Here is a 15,345-nt window from a genome sequence, read left to right as displayed (position 1 = left end):
CGCGGTTGCCTATACCAGCGCAAATTGCTGCAATACTTTTTTCATGGCAGCCGCAATCTCCGGGTTGCATAGGTTGCCCATAGACCCTTCGTGTGTATGCCGCGCAGGGTCGAATCCTTCGTAAGCAAAGCTGCCTTGCTCCACGCTGTTGCCTACGGCGCGGTAAGCCTCCCGGAAAGGCATGCCCTCACGCACCTTATCGTTCACCGCTTCGACCGTAAACAAATAGCGGTATGCCGGATCTTCCAGTATACCTTCCTTTACCTGTACCTGGGGCAAAGCAAAGCTCAGGATACGGAAACAATCCTTAAGCGTTTCTATTGCCGGGAACAGGACCTCCTTGGTGAGCTGTAGCTCCCTGTGGTAGCCCGAAGGCAGGTTGGTCGTCAGCAGGGCCAGCTCGTTGGGTATCGATTGCAACCGGTTACCTTTTCCCCTTACCAGTTCAAACAGGTCAGGATTCTTCTTATGCGGCATAATGCTGCTGCCCGTAGTCAAGGCTTCGGGGAAGCGGATAAAGCTGAAGTTCTGGTTCATGAAAAGGCAGATGTCCATTGAGAGCCGCGCCAGCGTGGCGCCCAGAGCCGCGATCCCGGTGGCCACAAAGCGCTCCGTCTTACCCCGGCTCATTTGCGCATAGACCGCATTATAGTGCAGGTCGCCCAGCTGCAGCAGCGTTGTGGTCAGCTGCCTGTCGAGCGGGAAGGAGGAACCATAGCCCGCGCCGCTGCCCAGGGGATTTTTATCCGTTATCTTATAAGCTGCGGCCAGCAGCTCCAGGTCATCGACCAGGCTTTCGGCATAAGCGCCGAACCAAAGACCGAAAGAGGAAGGCATAGCCACCTGCAAATGTGTATAGCCGGGCAGCAGGTGATAACGATACCGCTCACTTAAACCCTGCAGCTCGTCGAACAATGTTGCAGCCAGGCCGGCGATCTCTTTGATCTCCTTCTTCAGAAAGAGCTTGATCGCCACGGCCACCTGGTCGTTACGGCTGCGGCCGCTATGTATTTTCTTACCTGCCTCTCCTATCTCCTGCGTCAGCTGCAGCTCGATCTGCGAATGCACATCTTCCACCTCCGTAGCGATACGGAATGCTCCCTCGGCGATCTGCTGCCCGATATGGTGCAATCCTTTATGGATCTGCTCCAGCTCGTCTGCTGTCAATAAACCCACATAGCACAGCATAGCCGTATGCGCCAGCGATCCCTGCACATCGGCCTCCGCCAGCAACAGGTCAAAATCTTTGTCTCTCCCTACAGTAAACTGTTCTACAAGCCCAGCAGTATCCGTATGGTCTTTTTGCCAGAGTTTCATAGTTTGTTTAGATATTAGATGTTAGATATAAAAGGTTAGAAATTGTAGGTGGTATTAAGCATTAGGTATAGGAAGGGAATACTTGATACCTGATACGTCATACCTGGTGCCTGGAATCCCTTCCGGCATAAGCCCTGATCAGATCGATGTACGCAGCAATACCCTTTCGGATCTCCTCCAGGTAAACATATTCATCAGCAGTATGGCTACGCGCCGAATCGCCCGGTCCCAGCTTCAGCGCCGGGAAAGGCATCAGCGCCTTGTCGGACAATGTAGGAGAACCATAAGCCGTCATTCCCAGCTGCCGGCCGGCCCGCACCAGTGGATGATCCGCTTTGATGATGGAGCTGCGTAACCGCATGCTGCGCGGCTGCAGCTCCGACTGCATATGCTGCCGCAGCTCTTGCAATATTTCCTCATGCGTGTACTGCTCATTCAAGCGGATATCGACCGTGAAGCGGCAAAGGTCGGGTACCATGTTGTGCTGCTTATTGGGCGTTTCGATCACGGTTACCTGTGCCGTTACCGGCCCCAGCAGGTCAGAATCCTTTTCGAAACGATGTCCATGTAACCAGGCGATATCCCGCAGTGCCTTATCGATTGCATTAGCGCCTTCGCGCCGCGCAGCATGACCGGCCACACCATAAGCCGCTGCATCGACCACCATCAATCCCCGCTCGGCCACTGCCATCTGCAGCAACGTCGGCTCTCCTACGATAGCGCAGTCGATGGTACCCAATGCCGGCAGCACCGATACGATACCGCCGCTGCCCGATATCTCTTCCTCTGCAGTGGCTGCCAGGACAAGGTTACAGCCGATAGCTTCTTTATGCAGATGTACAAAGGCTTGTGCAAGACTGACCAGTGCGGCGCCGGCATCGTTGCTGCCCAACCCGTACAGACGGCCGTCAACGATGCGGGGATCGAAGGGGTCGAAAGTATACCCGGCAGCAGGTTTTACCGTATCGTGATGCGAGTTGAGCAGCAACGTGGGCTTAGCAGAATTGAAGTTTTTGCTCCAGGCAATAATGTTATTGCCGCTTCGTTCGGTGACAATGCCTTCGCTTTCCAGGTATTGCTGCAGGTACTGTGCAGTTCCCTCCTCTTCCTTGCTGAAAGAAGGAATACGGATCAGTTGCTGCAATAGCGCTACGGCTTTGTGAAATAGTTGCTCCATATACTTTAATTCCTGATCGCGGTTCCTGATGTTCCGGCCTGCATTGCCTCAATATGGCTCCAGTGGCCGATCTGCACCTGCTGCACCCCGCCGTTGGCCGCCGCAAAAGCGTTCTCCAGCTTGGGCAGCATGCCTTCATAGACCTGTCCCCCGGCAATCAATTGTTGCAAGGTCGCGCGGTCCAGGCTTTTCATATTGCTTCGCTCATCGTTGACGTCCATCATTACGCCATTCTTCTCGAAGCAATACAGCAGGCTTACTTCATAATACCGCTGCAAAGCCAGGGCGATTTCACGGGCTACAGTATCGGCATTGGTATTGAGCAGCTGCCCCTGCTTATCGTGCGTTACCGGCGCGATCACCAGGCTGAAATCCTGCTGCAGCAGCTGCTTCAGCGCCACTGCATTGACCTGCTGTACATCGCCGGCAAAGCCATAGTCGTGCGTCGCTCCCTCTCGTTTAACCGCCTGCAGCAGGTTCGCATCGGCGCCGCATAGCCCGACGGCCGGGCAACCGAGGACCTGCAGCTGCGCTACAATGTTCTTGTTGATATACCCTGCGTAGACCATCGTAATGATCTTGAGTGTAGCGGCATCGGTCACACGGCGGCCGCCGATCATCTGCTGCGGTACGCCAAGCTGCGTCGCCAGCTGTGTAGCCAGCTTCCCGCCGCCATGCACCAGGATCTTCAAGCCTTCCAGCTGCGCATAGGACCGGAGAAAAAGCTGTAGGTCCCGCTCTTCATCGATCACGTTGCCGCCGATCTTGACTATCGTTATCCTTTGCTTGTTCATGTCTTGCTGTTTATGGTGTTTAAGACGGAGGCCAGCACAGCCTGTGCGCTCCATACCCTGTTGGCGGCCTGCTTCGTTACCAGGCTGCGGTCACTGTCAAGCAGCGCTGCTGCCAGCTCCAGGTCCCTCCGTACGGGAAGACAGTGCATGATCTTCGCACCCGGCGCCTGCCTCAGCTGTTCTTCTGTAAGCATCCAGTCTTCGGCCACAGGCAATACCTGCCCGTACTCCCGGTAGCTGCTCCAGTTTTTGACATAGATAAAATCGGCATTTGCCAAAGCGGCTTCCTGGTCGGTAGTGACCGTAGCGCCCGCAGTAAAGGCTTCATCCAATTGATAGCCCTCGGGGCAGGCTACCGTCAGCGCAACCTGGTCCCAGGCATTGGCCCATTGCGCAAAGCTGTTGGCTACGCATTGCGGCGTCGCTTTGATATGCGGCGCCCAGGTCAGCACCACCTTGGCTCTGGCCGGGCTTATATGCTCTTTGATGGTGATCATATCGGCCAGCGACTGCAACGGATGCAGCGTAGCACTCTCCAGGCTTATCACCGGGATACCGGCATACCTGATGAACTGCTGCAGGATATACTCGCTGTAATCTTTTTCTTTGTCGCTGAGCGAAGGAAAAGCACGGATGCAGAGGATATCGAAGTAAGCGCCCAGCACGGGCGCCGCATCTTTGATATGCTCCACCGTATGGCCATTCATCACCACCTCATCGGCAAACTCCAGCGCCCAGCCTTCTGTACCCGTATTGAATACGATCGCTTCCATACCCAGCTGCTGCGCCGCTACCTGTGTGCTGATGCGTGTACGCAGGCTGGCGTTGAAAAAAAGCAGGCCCACGCGCTTGCCACGACCAAGCTCCTTATCGCGCAAAGGATCGGCCTTGTAGGCCAGGGCCGCTTCGATCAACGGATCGACGCCCGGGGCATCTGCAACAGAAATAAATTGCTTCACTGTCTATGATAATGAGATTTGGTTAAAAAAATTACACCTTCGCCAATGCTGCCTTCAGCGCATCAAGAAAAAGAACGGCCTCTTCCTTGCTGAGGCAGAGCGGCGGCAAAAGTCTTATCGCATCAGGCTTCGCTTCGCCTGTAAATACATGCTGTCCGAACAAAAGCTCATGGCGCAGCCCGGCCTGCCGGCCCGGCACATCGAAGCCGACCATCAGCCCCCTACCTCTTACCTGCATTACGCCCGGCAGCTGTGCTAGCTCCTCCTGCAGGTAGGCGCCTATAGTCGCTGCGTTCTGCATCAGGCTTTCCTTTTCGATCACTTCGAGCACCGAGAGCGCAGCGACACAGGCCAGGTGACTGCCGCCGAAAGTAGTACCCAGCATGCCCATCTTTGCTTTGATGTGTGGTGCAATAAGGATGCCACCGATAGGGAAGCCGTTGCCCATACCCTTTGCCATCGTATAGATATCGGCGTCAAAACCGGCATGGTCGTGGGAGAAAAAGCGGCCGCTGCGGCCATAGCCGCATTGCACGCTATCTGCTATCAGCAGCACGCCGTATTCGTCGCAAAGGCGGCGCAGCAGCTGCAGGAAAGCCGGATGGGCCACCCGGATGCCCCCTACGCCTTGTATACCTTCAATGATAACGGAAGACAACTGGTTACCTTCCTGCCGGAAGTGCTGCTCCAGGGCTTCTTCATCATTGAAGGGCAGGAAACGGATCTTATCCGTAGCGTTGACGGGCGCTACGATTGAGGAATTGTCTGTAGCGGCTACGGCCAGCGAGGTACGGCCATGAAAGGCCTTGTCAAAAGCCAGCACCTTTTCCCTACCATTGTGAAAAGAAGCCAGCTTCAAGGCATTCTCATTCGCCTCTGCGCCGGAGTTACACAGGAACAGGCTGTAATCCGGCCGGCCGCTCACCTGTCCCAACTTTTCCGCAAGCGCCTCCTGGAGCGGCATACGGACGGCATTGCTGTAGAAGCCGATCTTGCCCAGCTGCGCTGTAAGCTGCGCCACATAATACGGATGCGTGTGCCCTATAGAGATCACGGCATGTCCGCCATACATGTCGAGATAGCGGTTATCTTTATCGTCCCAGACGAAAACGCCTTTGGCTTTTTGGATCACGACTTCCTGCTGGGGATATACTTCAAATAATTTCATGAGGTCTTTTTAGCCGGTTAAAAATAGCTGGCCTTCAGATGGAGGCCGGTGGTTTCCGGCAGACCAAACATCAGGTTCATATTCTGTACTGCCTGTCCCGACGCACCTTTCAGCAGGTTATCGATGGCCGTATGGATCACCGTTTGTCCTTCTGCCTGCTCGATATGAACAAAGCATTTGTTGGTGTTGACCGCCTGCTTCATATGGATGGGCCTGCTGCTCAATACCGTGAAAGGATGTGTAGCATACCAGGTTTCGTACAAGTTGTTCAGCTCATCCAATGACAGTGTGGTACGCAATTGCTGGGATACGAAGATGCCGCGCGCAAAGTCGCCGCGCCAGGGTACAAAATGAATATGTGCAGTCCCGCCTGCTTCCGCCTGCTGTTCGTCGATCTCGGCCAGGTGCTGGTGCTGCAGGCTTTTATAGGCCTGTATGTTGTTATTGCGCCATGCAAAGTGACTGCTCTCTGCCAGCTTCTGTCCCGCACCGGTGGCGCCGGTAATCCCCGTAGCATGTACCTCACCCGCAAACCCCTGGCTGACCAGGGGCAGCAGGCCCAGCTGCAGGGCTGTAGCAAAGCAGCCGGGATTGGCAATGCTGTCTGCTGCTGCGATCCGCTCCCGGTTCCTTTCGGGAAGGCCGTAGACAAATGTCCTGCCCCCCCGGACATTGCGGGCCTTCAGCCGGAAGTCCTGCGAAAGATCGATCAGCTTCACGCCTTGTGGTACGGTGTTCTGCTCCAGGAAGGCTGCGCTCTCACCATGTCCGAGACAGAGGAACAGCACATCGATATCAGCATCCGGCCCACCGGAGAAGGTAAGCGCCGTTTCTCCCAGCAAGTCACCATGCACCTTGCTTAGCGGCTGTCCGGCCTGGCTCCGGCTGTGTGCGAAGGCGATCTCCACTTCCGGATGCTGCAGCAGGACCCGCAGCAGCTCGCCGCCGGTATATCCCGCCGCGCCGGCAATACCTGCTTTAATCATGATGTACTGTTTGATTGACCTGGTGAAAAATAGCGACCTGGTTACCGAATATCTTCGTAAATCCTTTGACATCTTCACCGCTCCAGCCGTTGTTCATTTCTCCGTATTTCCCGAAACGGCTGCTCATCAGGTCATGCGGGCTATCGATACCCAGCAAGGTAAAGTGCCTGGCCTCCAGCAATACCTTTACGGTACCGCTCACCGTCTGCTGGCTGTCTTCCAGGAATTTTTCAATATGCCGCATGACGGGATCCAGCAATTGTCCTTCGTGCAGCCAATTGGCATACCAGGTGCTCAACTGGTCCTTCCAGTAGATCTGCCATTTGGTCAAGGTATGCTTCTCCAGCAGCTGGTGCGCTTTGATCAGGATCATGGGCGCGGCGGCCTCAAAACCTACCCTGCCTTTGATCCCGATAATCGTGTCCCCCACATGGATATCGCGGCCGATACCATAAGGCTGCGCAATAGCCTGCAGCGCCTGGATCAGCAGGGCCGGGTGCCCAAACGTAGCACCTTCAAGCGCCACCGGCTGTCCCTTGCCAAAGGTGATGGCCAGCTCGAGGGGCAGCGATTCGGTCAGCGGCGTAGGCCAGGCCTCCTCGGGCAGGTAGGTGTTGGACGTGAGTGTTTCGGCGCCGCCAACGGAGGTGCCCCATAAGCCTTTATTGATGCTGTATTGCGCTTTGGCAAAGTCGATATCGATCCCCTGCTCCCGCAGAAAAGCGATCTCTGCTTCCCGGCTCAGCTGCTGGTCCCTGATGGGCGTCAGGATTTTGATGCGCGGCGCCATCGCCTGGAATACGCCATCGAAGCGCACCTGGTCGTTGCCGGCGCCGGTGCTGCCATGGGCTATATAAGCCGCGTCCGCAGCCAGCGCTTCCCGCGCAATGCTCATTGCCTGTACCAGCCGCTCGGCGCTCACGCTCAGCGGATAGGTGCCGTTCTTCAGCATATTCCCGTATATGAGGTACCGGATGCAATCGTCGTAATAGGCTTCGGTCACATCGATCACTTTATGCGAAGCGAGGCCCAGCTGCTGTGCTTTCTGTTGCAATACAGCCAGCTCTTCTTCAGAAAAGCCGCCGGTGTTCACGGTTACGGCATGCACTTCAAGCTGCATTACCTTGCTGAGATATAAGGCGCAATAGGTAGTATCGAGTCCACCGCTGTACGCCAGGATTACTTTTTCCATTATCGTTGTTTAGCTTGTTTGTTAAAGGATTTCTGCCGTGAGGCACATCGGCTCAGGTTCTGCGTCAGGCGGCGCTTCTACACTTTGCGCCGCAGGCTCGAACAGCATCGCGGTACACAGACAGTTCTTCCGTTCTTTGGACATGAGGATGGGGTAATTGATACAACTCTGGCAACCCTTCCAGAAGGCCTCATCCTGGGTGAGCTCGGAATAGGTGACCGGCTCGTAGCCCAGTTCCGAGTTGATCTTCATCACGGCCAGGCCGGTAGTTAATCCGAAGATCTTGGCTTGCGGGTACAGCTCACGGCTCAATCCGAAGATGCGTTGCTTGATGAGCCGCGCCAGCCCGTATTTACGAAAAGGGGGCGCCACGATAAGGCCCGAGTTGGCCACATATTGCCCGTGGCTCCAGCTTTCCACATAGCAGAAGCCGGCCCAGAAGCCCTGGCTATCGAAAGCGATCACCGCTTTGCCTTCGCGCATTTTTTCCACGATATAGTCGGGACTGCGCCGGGCAATGCCGGTACCACGGGCCTGGGCCGAAGAAGCCATTTCGTCACAAATAAGCTGTGCGAAACCATAATGCGTAGCATCAGCTACCATTATCTGAAAATGATGTTCCATTTTCAAAAAGAGATAGAAGGCAACAGCTATGCTACAGGCATACCTGTCCCTGGTGGATAATAAAGTTTGAAGCGGAAAGCTGCCGGAGGATCATCTGCCTGTCGCGAGGTCAGAAGCTATCCGGTATCAACGTCGCAAATCGGACAGTGTGGCGGGGAGAGAAAAAACTACCCCAAAGGGAGTAGGAAAAAAAACACTACTGGCATGCCGTTCAGGGCTACCTGCCAATACTATGTTGCTTTTTTTTGTCATTTCAGTTAAGAATGAAGTGCCGGCATTTAACCGGACTTTGATAATGTTTCAGGATTGAAAGGTGCAATATTACGAACATATTCTGTTCCACACCATATTAATTTTCCGGTACACACATTAATTAACAGTTTTGTTACGGCAGCACCCTTCGCGGCAGAATCCTGAAATCTTCTTTTGTATCCTTAACTTTGCAGGCCTCTGCGGGCCTTAGGTGAAGAAAATAAGCCCGGTAGATCTTTATCAAAACAATTATTTTTTAAGCAAGACAATGGAAGAACGTTCCCTCAATTTTCTGGAAGAAATTATTGAAGGCCACCTGAGCGAAGGGAAATACACCAGTATCCACACCCGCTTCCCTCCGGAGCCTAACGGTTACCTGCACATCGGACACGCTGCTTCTATCTGCCTCAATTTCGGATTGGCCCTGAAGTACAAGGGCAAGTGCAACCTGCGCTTCGACGATACCAATCCTGTGACCGAGGAGACAGAATACGTGGAAAGCATCATGAACGATGTGCAATGGCTGGGCTTCCAATGGGACGAGCTGCGCTATACCTCCGACTACTTTGAGCAGCTGCACGATTTTGCTGTGAAGCTGATCCATAAAGGCCTTGCTTATGTCGACGACTCCACTTCGGAAGAGATGGCGGCAGCCAAAGGCGATCTGAACAGACCGGGCACCGCCAGCCCTTACCGCGACCGCAGCATAGAAGAGAACCTGCAATTGTTCAGCGATATGCGACAGGGCAAATATCCCGATGGCGCCAAAGTGCTGCGGGCAAAGATCGATATGGCTCATCCCAACCTGCTGATGCGCGATCCGATCATATACCGCATCAAGCATGCCCACCATCACCGAACCGGCGACCAGTGGTGCATTTATCCCATGTACGATTTTGCCCACGGGCAGAGCGATAGCATCGAGCACATCACGCATTCCATCTGCACGCTGGAGTTTATCCATCATCGACCTTTGTACGACTGGTTCATCGAGCAGCTGGATATTTTCCCTTCGCACCAGTATGAGTTTGCGCGCCGTAACCTCAGCTATACGGTCATGAGCAAGCGCAAGCTGCTGCAGCTGGTGAACGAAAGGCACGTCGACGGCTGGGACGATCCACGTATGCCGACCATCAGCGGATTGCGCCGCCGGGGCTATACACCGGAGAGTATCCGCAATTTTGCCGACCTTATCGGCATTGCCAAAAGGGAAAACATTACTGACCTCGGCCTGCTGGAATTCTGTATCCGCGAGCACCTGAACAAAGTAGCCAACAGGGCTATGGCCGTGCTCGACCCGGTAAAGCTGGTCATCACCAATTATCCCGAAGGACAAACAGAGCACCTGGAAGCAGAGAACAACCCTGAGGATGAAACCAGTGGCAATCGCATTGTACCCTTCAGCCGTGAGCTCTGGATCGAGCGGGAAGACTTTATGGAGAACCCTTCCAAAAAATTCTTCCGCCTGGGCCCCGGCCTGATGGTGCGCCTGAAGTATGCCTACATTATCCGCTGCGACGATTTCAAAAAAGACGAGCAGGGCAATGTTACCGAGATCCATTGCAGCTATCTTCCGGAAAGCAAAAGCGGCGCCGACAGCAGCAACCTGAAAGTAAAAGGTACCATCCATTGGGTGAGCGTGCTGCATGCCCGCACGGCAGAGATAAGGCTGTACGACCGGCTCTTCCGCGTAGAAGACCCTTCTTCGGAAGAAGGCGATTTCAAGGATTACATTAATCCCGATTCGCTGCAGGTATTACCTCACGCCTATATAGAGCCCGCGCTGGCCGACGCGCAACCCGGCAACCGCTATCAGTTCCTGCGCAAAGGTTATTTCTGCGCCGATAAGAACAGTACGCCGGAGCGCCTGATCTTCAATCGTACCGTCGGCTTAAAGGACAGCTGGGGTAAAGAGGCGAAGAAGGAAAGCTAAGCAGAGAAGGCTTACACCGATATAAGAAAACCGCTGAGGCAAATAGACCTCAGCGGTATTTTTTTGGGCGTGGGTGTTCAGGCTGTGGATTCTTGAAGTCATCAGGTACCGGCAACAGAAAAAGCCGTCCCTTCGGAACGGCATTAGCAGACATTGTGAAGATTAGTGCCCACAGCCCGCTTTTGCTTAAGGCCACCTTTATCGCTTTGAATATGGAAAAGATAGAGTTGCATAAGGTGAGAGGTCTATGCGCTCTTTTCGGAAAAAACAGCCTGGAATCCGGTAGCAAAAAGAGAACAAAAGGTTCCGGACGAAAACAATAATACGCTCCTTACTTCGTTGCAGGGTGGGAATTTTACAGGAATAAATATTAACTTCGCACGTTAAACCCCGTTTCTGTCAAAAACAGAGGTTTATATATTTTTATTTCTAACAAACAAAAAATGACAATACGATTATATGGATTCAGCTATGATCCCCGCGTTGGTCGCGGTCGCGACATTGATAATAGGCATATTTCTGGGTAAACTGATTTTTGCAAAAAATACTGAACAAAAGATAAAGGAAGCAGAGCAGCAGGCGCAGAAGATCGCAGAAGATGCTAAAGTGCTTGCCGAAACCCTGAAAGAGAAGAAACTGCTGGAAGCCAAGGAGAAATTTCTCCAGATGAAATCCGAAAATGAAAAAGAGATCCACCAGCGTAACCAGAAAGTAGCGGATGCGGAAAACAAATTAAGGCAGAAAGAACAATCCCTGAACGATAAAAACCAGGCCCTTCAAAAACAGAGCAACGAATATAACCAGCTTAAGGCCAACCTGGACAAGCAGCTGGAAATAGTAAGCATCAAACGTTCCGAGCTGGAAAAGCACCAGGAAGAGCACATCAAGCGCCTGGAAAAGGTATCAAACCTGAGCGCCGAAGAAGCCAAGAACGAGCTGATCGAGGCCATGAAAGAGGAAGCCCGCACAGGCGCCATGGCTCACATCCAGGAGATCGTTGAAGAAGCCAAGCTCAATGCTTCCAAAGAAGCCAAGAAAATTGTGATCCAGAGTATTCAACGCGTGGCTGCCGAACAGACCATCGAGAATGCCATCACTGTGTTCAATCTGGAAAGCGACGAAATTAAAGGACAGATCATCGGCCGCGAAGGGCGTAACATCAGGGCCCTGGAAGCTGCTACCGGCGTCGATCTGATCATCGACGACACCCCGGAAGCGATCGTGCTGAGCTGCTTCGATCCCCTGCGCCGCGAAATTGCCCGCCTGTCGCTGCAGCGCCTGGTACAGGATGGCCGTATACACCCCGCCCGTATCGAAGAAGTAGTGGAAAAGACCAAAAAGCAGATCGAAGACCAGGTAATGGAGATCGGGGAAAGGACCATTATCGAGCTGGGTATCCATGGCCTGCACAAGGACCTGGTACGCATGGTCGGTAAAATGCGTTTCCGCTCCTCTTACGGACAGAACCTGCTGATGCACTCTAAGGAGACCGCCAACCTTTGCGGCGTAATGGCCGCCGAGCTGGGCCTGGGCCAGAAAGTGGTTAAGCTGGCCAAACGCGCAGGCCTGCTGCACGATATCGGCAAGGTACCGGATGAAGAAACTGAGCTGAGCCATGCCTTGCTGGGCGCCCGCCTGGCCGAGAAATGCGGCGAGCATCCTGCCATTGTGAACGCCATCGGCGCCCACCACGATGAGATGGAAATGACATACATCATTTCTCCCATCATCCAGGCTTGTGACGCCATCAGCGGCGCCCGCCCCGGCGCCCGCCGCGAGATCATGCAGAGCTACCTGCAGAGGATCAAGGACCTCGAAAACCTGGCTGTTGCCTACAACGGCGTAGAAAAAGCCTATGCCATACAAGCCGGCCGCGAGCTGCGCGTGATCGTGGAAGCCGATAAGGTAACCGATGCCGACAGTGACCGCCTGAGCTATGAGATCGCCGATAAGATCCAGAAAGAAATGCAATACCCGGGCCAGATCAAAGTAACGGTGATCCGCGAGAAGCGTGCCGTGAATGTAGCCAGGTAACTGAGTAGTACAGTATATCCTATAAAAAACGACCGGAACCGATCCGGTCGTTTTTTTTATTCCCCTTCTGTCTTTCTGTTTCCGCGAGCAGCAAGCAGTCCCTCACCTGTTACTTTTCCCGATATTTCATCGTATCTTTGCCGCCAATTCAAAAAATCATCACAGATGAAAAATCTGCGACATGTCCCCCTGACAGAGATAGAGCAGCTGATGAGCGAATGGGGAGAACCGAGATTCCGTGCCGCCCAAATCCATGACTGGATATGGAAGAAGCACGCAGGCTCCATCGACGAGATGAGCAACCTTTCCAAAAAGCTACGCGACAAGCTTTCTGAGTCCTACCGCATTCCCAAAGTCAGCATCGACCATAGTCAATACAGCAATGATGGTACGGTTAAAAGCCGCCTGAAGCTGCACGACAACCGTTTTATCGAAGGTGTGCTTATCCCCACCGACAAAAGAATGACTGCCTGCGTGTCGTCGCAGGTAGGCTGCAGCCTCAGCTGCAAATTCTGCGCTACCGGCTACCTGCCCCGGGCACGCAATCTCGACTTCGATGAGATCGTTGACGAAGTAACCTTGCTTAATGAGCAGGCAGAGCAGCATTTCAACCGTCACCTCAGCAATATCGTTTTTATGGGTATGGGCGAGCCCCTGCTCAATTATAAAAATGTCATGAGCGCCATCGAACGGATCACTTCGCCCGAAGGCCTGGGTATGAGTCCCCGGCGCATTACCCTTTCTACTGCGGGTGTTGCCAAAATGATCCGCCAGCTCGGCGACGATGAGGTCAGGTTCAAGCTGGCTCTTTCGCTGCATGCCGCCAATGATAAGAAGCGGGATCAGATCATGCCTATCAACGAGAGCAACGACCTCAGATCGCTGATCGATGCGCTCAATTATTTTTACCAGAAGACCGGCAACGAGATCACCTTCGAGTACATTTTGTTCAAGAATTTCAATGATAGCCTGAAGGACGCAGAAGAGCTGGTAAAGGTTTACCGGCAGGTACCTGCCGACCTGGTGAATATTATCGAGTATAATTCTATTGACCAGGCCGACTTCGTGAAGCCGGAAGAAAGCGTTACCGACCAGTTCATGAACTACCTCGGCGCGCACCGGGTTAATGCCCGCCTGCGTCGCAGCAGGGGTAAGGACATCGATGCCGCCTGCGGGCAGCTGGCCAATATCGACCGGGCCGGGACGGCCTGATGCGGTCATTTGCCCTTTGTTTACTACTATTAAAAAAATGCTCATCTCTGAATAATGCATAAAAAGCCTTTCCACTCCGACAACCGTTCCGATCGGAAATCTTCCGGCAACAAAGAAGACAAACCCTTCCGCAAACCTTCCGGCAGTCGGGAGGATCGTCCTTTCAAAAAAACCTTTGATAATAAGGAAGACCGCCCTTTCAAAAAGTCTTTTGGCGACAAGGAAGACAAGCCATTCAGGAAACCATTCGGCAATAAAGAGGAGCGGCCGTTTAAGAAATCATACGGTAACAAAGAAGAGCGGCCATTCAAAAAATCATTCGGCGATAAAGAAGAACGTCCGTTTAAAAAGTCATTCGGCAATAAAGAAGAGCGGCCGTTCAAGAAATCTTTCGGCGATAAAGAAGAGTGGCCGTTTAAAAAGTCATTCGGCAATAAAGAAGAGCGCCCCTTCAAAAAATCTTTCGGAGATAAAGAAGAGCGGCCGTTTAAAAAGCCTTTCAAGCAGGATGGCGAACGGGCCTTTTCCAGGGCCTCCGGAAAGGAGGAACGCCCGTTCAAAAAAACCGACCGACCAGACAAAAAGCAAGGCCACAGGGACGAAGAGGAGCCCAAACGCCCTAATCGCTATGCCAACGCTTTTGGCAAGCTCGACGATGAGGAACTGGCTGCTCACCAGCAGAAAAAGGCATTGCAACGCGAACAGAAAGAGCAGGAAGAAGAAGTGACTTTTTCGAAGGAGCTGGACAACAAATGGGCCGATGAGCCCAGGGAACGCAGCTTTGGCAAGAGCGATGTGAAACCGGGCAGGAAGAAAACAGATGATGATCCGGAAAAGCCCAGGCGAAACCGTCACGATGCACAAAGCCGGTTTAAAAAACAATTTGACGACGAGAATCCTCATGAAAGGGCCTATACGGCCAAAGGTGGGCTCAAAGAAACGCCGATGGAACGGGCTGCGTCTTCTGACGACCAGCTGATGCCGCTCAATAAATTTATCGCACATTGCGATGTATGCAGCCGCCGTGATGCGGTAGCCCTCATTAAGGATGGCAAGGTAATGGTCAACGATGTCCTGATTACCGAACCGGGCTTCAAGGTAACAGCTACTGACAATATCCTGCTCAATGGCAATAAGCTTACCATCCAGAAGAACCTGATCTATATCCTGATGAACAAGCCCAAAGGGTTCATTACCACCACAGATGACCCCAAGGGACGTCGTACGGTAATGGAAATGGTCGAGAACCTTATCGAGGAACGAGTATTCCCGGTAGGCCGGCTCGACCGGAATACGACGGGCCTGCTGCTGCTGACCAACGACGGCGAGCTGACCCAAAAGCTTGCCCATCCGAAGTACGGGGTAAAGAAGGTGTACAAGGCGACACTTGATAAAAACCTTACCAAAACGGATTTTGAAAAGATCAAAGAAGGTCTTGAGCTCGAAGATGGTAAAGCCGAGGTAGACCAGCTCGAATACCTCGACAGCAAAAACGAGATCGGCCTGGAAATCCACAGCGGTAAAAACCGTATCGTACGCCGTATTTTCGAGTCGCTGGGATACGAAGTAGAAAAGCTCGACCGCGTTATGTATGCCGGTCTGACCAAGAAAAATATATTGCGGGGCAAATGGCGCTTCCTGACCAAGCAGGAAGTGATCAACCTGAAGCACCTGCATTGATCTGAAGCCCCGCTGTA

Annotated in this window: 12 protein-coding genes; 4 read left to right on the top strand and 8 right to left on the bottom strand. The window is 53.2% G+C overall.

The genetic code is table 11. From position 1 onward, the window contains the following. Positions 1-9: 9 nt before the first annotated feature. From argH to DZC79_RS01280, 8 genes are all read right to left on the bottom strand, one after another. Complete coding sequence (gene argH / locus DZC79_RS01315; RefSeq protein ID WP_118949737.1) at positions 10-1,317, bottom strand: argininosuccinate lyase; 1,308 nt, start codon at positions 1,315-1,317, stop codon at positions 10-12. 97 nt (positions 1,318-1,414) lie between these two features. Continuing rightward, the gene (locus tag DZC79_RS01310) at positions 1,415-2,494 is read right to left on the bottom strand and encodes a M20 family metallo-hydrolase (RefSeq protein ID WP_118949736.1); all 1,080 of its coding nucleotides are present in this window, start codon (positions 2,492-2,494) and stop codon (positions 1,415-1,417) included. A gap of 5 nt (positions 2,495-2,499) precedes the next feature. Continuing rightward, a complete protein-coding gene (gene argB, locus DZC79_RS01305; RefSeq protein WP_118949735.1) occupies positions 2,500-3,288 on the bottom strand; it encodes an acetylglutamate kinase in 789 nt (262 codons plus the stop codon). After that, positions 3,285-4,247 (bottom strand): Rossmann-fold NAD(P)-binding domain-containing protein, encoded by a 963-nt coding sequence (locus tag DZC79_RS01300; protein ID WP_118949734.1) that lies wholly within the window; start codon positions 4,245-4,247, stop codon positions 3,285-3,287. The genes argB and DZC79_RS01300 overlap by 4 nt, the downstream gene beginning before the upstream one ends. Positions 4,248-4,278: 31 nt before the next feature. Then, positions 4,279-5,415: an aspartate aminotransferase family protein gene (locus tag DZC79_RS01295; protein WP_118949733.1), complete on the bottom strand. Its 1,137-nt coding sequence runs from the start codon at positions 5,413-5,415 to the stop codon at positions 4,279-4,281. Positions 5,416-5,432: 17 nt separating this feature from the next. Then, positions 5,433-6,401, bottom strand: a complete 969-nt coding sequence (gene argC / locus DZC79_RS01290; protein ID WP_118949732.1) for an N-acetyl-gamma-glutamyl-phosphate reductase — start codon at positions 6,399-6,401, stop codon at positions 5,433-5,435. Then, positions 6,394-7,593: an argininosuccinate synthase gene (locus DZC79_RS01285; protein ID WP_118949731.1), complete on the bottom strand. Its 1,200-nt coding sequence runs from the start codon at positions 7,591-7,593 to the stop codon at positions 6,394-6,396. Before DZC79_RS01285 ends, argC begins: the two co-directional genes overlap by 8 nt. 21 nt (positions 7,594-7,614) lie before the next feature. Then, a complete protein-coding gene (locus DZC79_RS01280) occupies positions 7,615-8,217 on the bottom strand; it encodes a GNAT family N-acetyltransferase (protein ID WP_232831730.1) in 603 nt (200 codons plus the stop codon). Between the two features lie 520 nt (positions 8,218-8,737). On the opposite strand from DZC79_RS01280, the gene DZC79_RS01275 reads away from it, so the two are divergent. The 4 genes from DZC79_RS01275 (at position 8,738) to DZC79_RS21600 (ending at position 15,328) form a co-directional block, all read left to right on the top strand. After that, a complete protein-coding gene (locus tag DZC79_RS01275; protein ID WP_118950003.1) occupies positions 8,738-10,402 on the top strand; it encodes a glutamine--tRNA ligase/YqeY domain fusion protein in 1,665 nt (554 codons plus the stop codon). Between the two features lie 459 nt (positions 10,403-10,861). Beyond that, positions 10,862-12,436, top strand: coding sequence for a ribonuclease Y (rny, locus tag DZC79_RS01265; RefSeq protein ID WP_118949729.1), 1,575 nt, complete (start codon positions 10,862-10,864; stop codon positions 12,434-12,436). 165 nt (positions 12,437-12,601) lie between these two features. Further along, positions 12,602-13,648, top strand: a complete 1,047-nt coding sequence (gene rlmN, locus DZC79_RS01260; protein ID WP_118949728.1) for a 23S rRNA (adenine(2503)-C(2))-methyltransferase RlmN — start codon at positions 12,602-12,604, stop codon at positions 13,646-13,648. A gap of 54 nt (positions 13,649-13,702) precedes the next feature. Next, positions 13,703-15,328 carry a pseudouridine synthase gene (locus tag DZC79_RS21600; RefSeq protein WP_118949727.1) on the top strand — a complete coding sequence of 542 codons (1,626 nt, stop codon included), beginning with the start codon at positions 13,703-13,705 and terminating at the stop codon, positions 15,326-15,328. The last annotated feature ends 17 nt before the right edge of the window (positions 15,329-15,345 follow it).

Source organism: Taibaiella helva (assembly GCF_003545695.1).
Lineage (GTDB): Bacteria > Bacteroidota > Bacteroidia > Chitinophagales > Chitinophagaceae > Taibaiella > Taibaiella helva.
The sequence above is the reverse complement of the archived record's forward strand: the minus strand, read 5'-3'. Positions and strand labels throughout refer to the sequence as shown.

Bases quoted from the DNA above. Each gene is read 5' to 3' on its own strand.
- argH (WP_118949737.1), bottom strand. From the start codon at position 1,317: ATGAAACTCTGGCAAAAAGACCATACGGATACTGCTGGGCTTGTAGAA.
- DZC79_RS01310 (WP_118949736.1), bottom strand. From the start codon at position 2,494: ATGGAGCAACTATTTCACAAAGCCGTAGCGCTATTGCAGCAACTGATC.
- argB (WP_118949735.1), bottom strand. From the start codon at position 3,288: ATGAACAAGCAAAGGATAACGATAGTCAAGATCGGCGGCAACGTGATC.
- DZC79_RS01295 (WP_118949733.1), bottom strand. From the start codon at position 5,415: ATGAAATTATTTGAAGTATATCCCCAGCAGGAAGTCGTGATCCAAAAA.
- argC (WP_118949732.1), bottom strand. From the start codon at position 6,401: ATGATTAAAGCAGGTATTGCCGGCGCGGCGGGATATACCGGCGGCGAG.
- DZC79_RS01285 (WP_118949731.1), bottom strand. From the start codon at position 7,593: ATGGAAAAAGTAATCCTGGCGTACAGCGGTGGACTCGATACTACCTAT.
- DZC79_RS01280 (WP_232831730.1), bottom strand. From the start codon at position 8,217: ATGGAACATCATTTTCAGATAATGGTAGCTGATGCTACGCATTATGGT.
- DZC79_RS01275 (WP_118950003.1), top strand. From the start codon at position 8,738: ATGGAAGAACGTTCCCTCAATTTTCTGGAAGAAATTATTGAAGGCCAC.
- rny (WP_118949729.1), top strand. From the start codon at position 10,862: ATGGATTCAGCTATGATCCCCGCGTTGGTCGCGGTCGCGACATTGATA.
- rlmN (WP_118949728.1), top strand. From the start codon at position 12,602: ATGAAAAATCTGCGACATGTCCCCCTGACAGAGATAGAGCAGCTGATG.
- DZC79_RS21600 (WP_118949727.1), top strand. From the start codon at position 13,703: ATGCATAAAAAGCCTTTCCACTCCGACAACCGTTCCGATCGGAAATCT.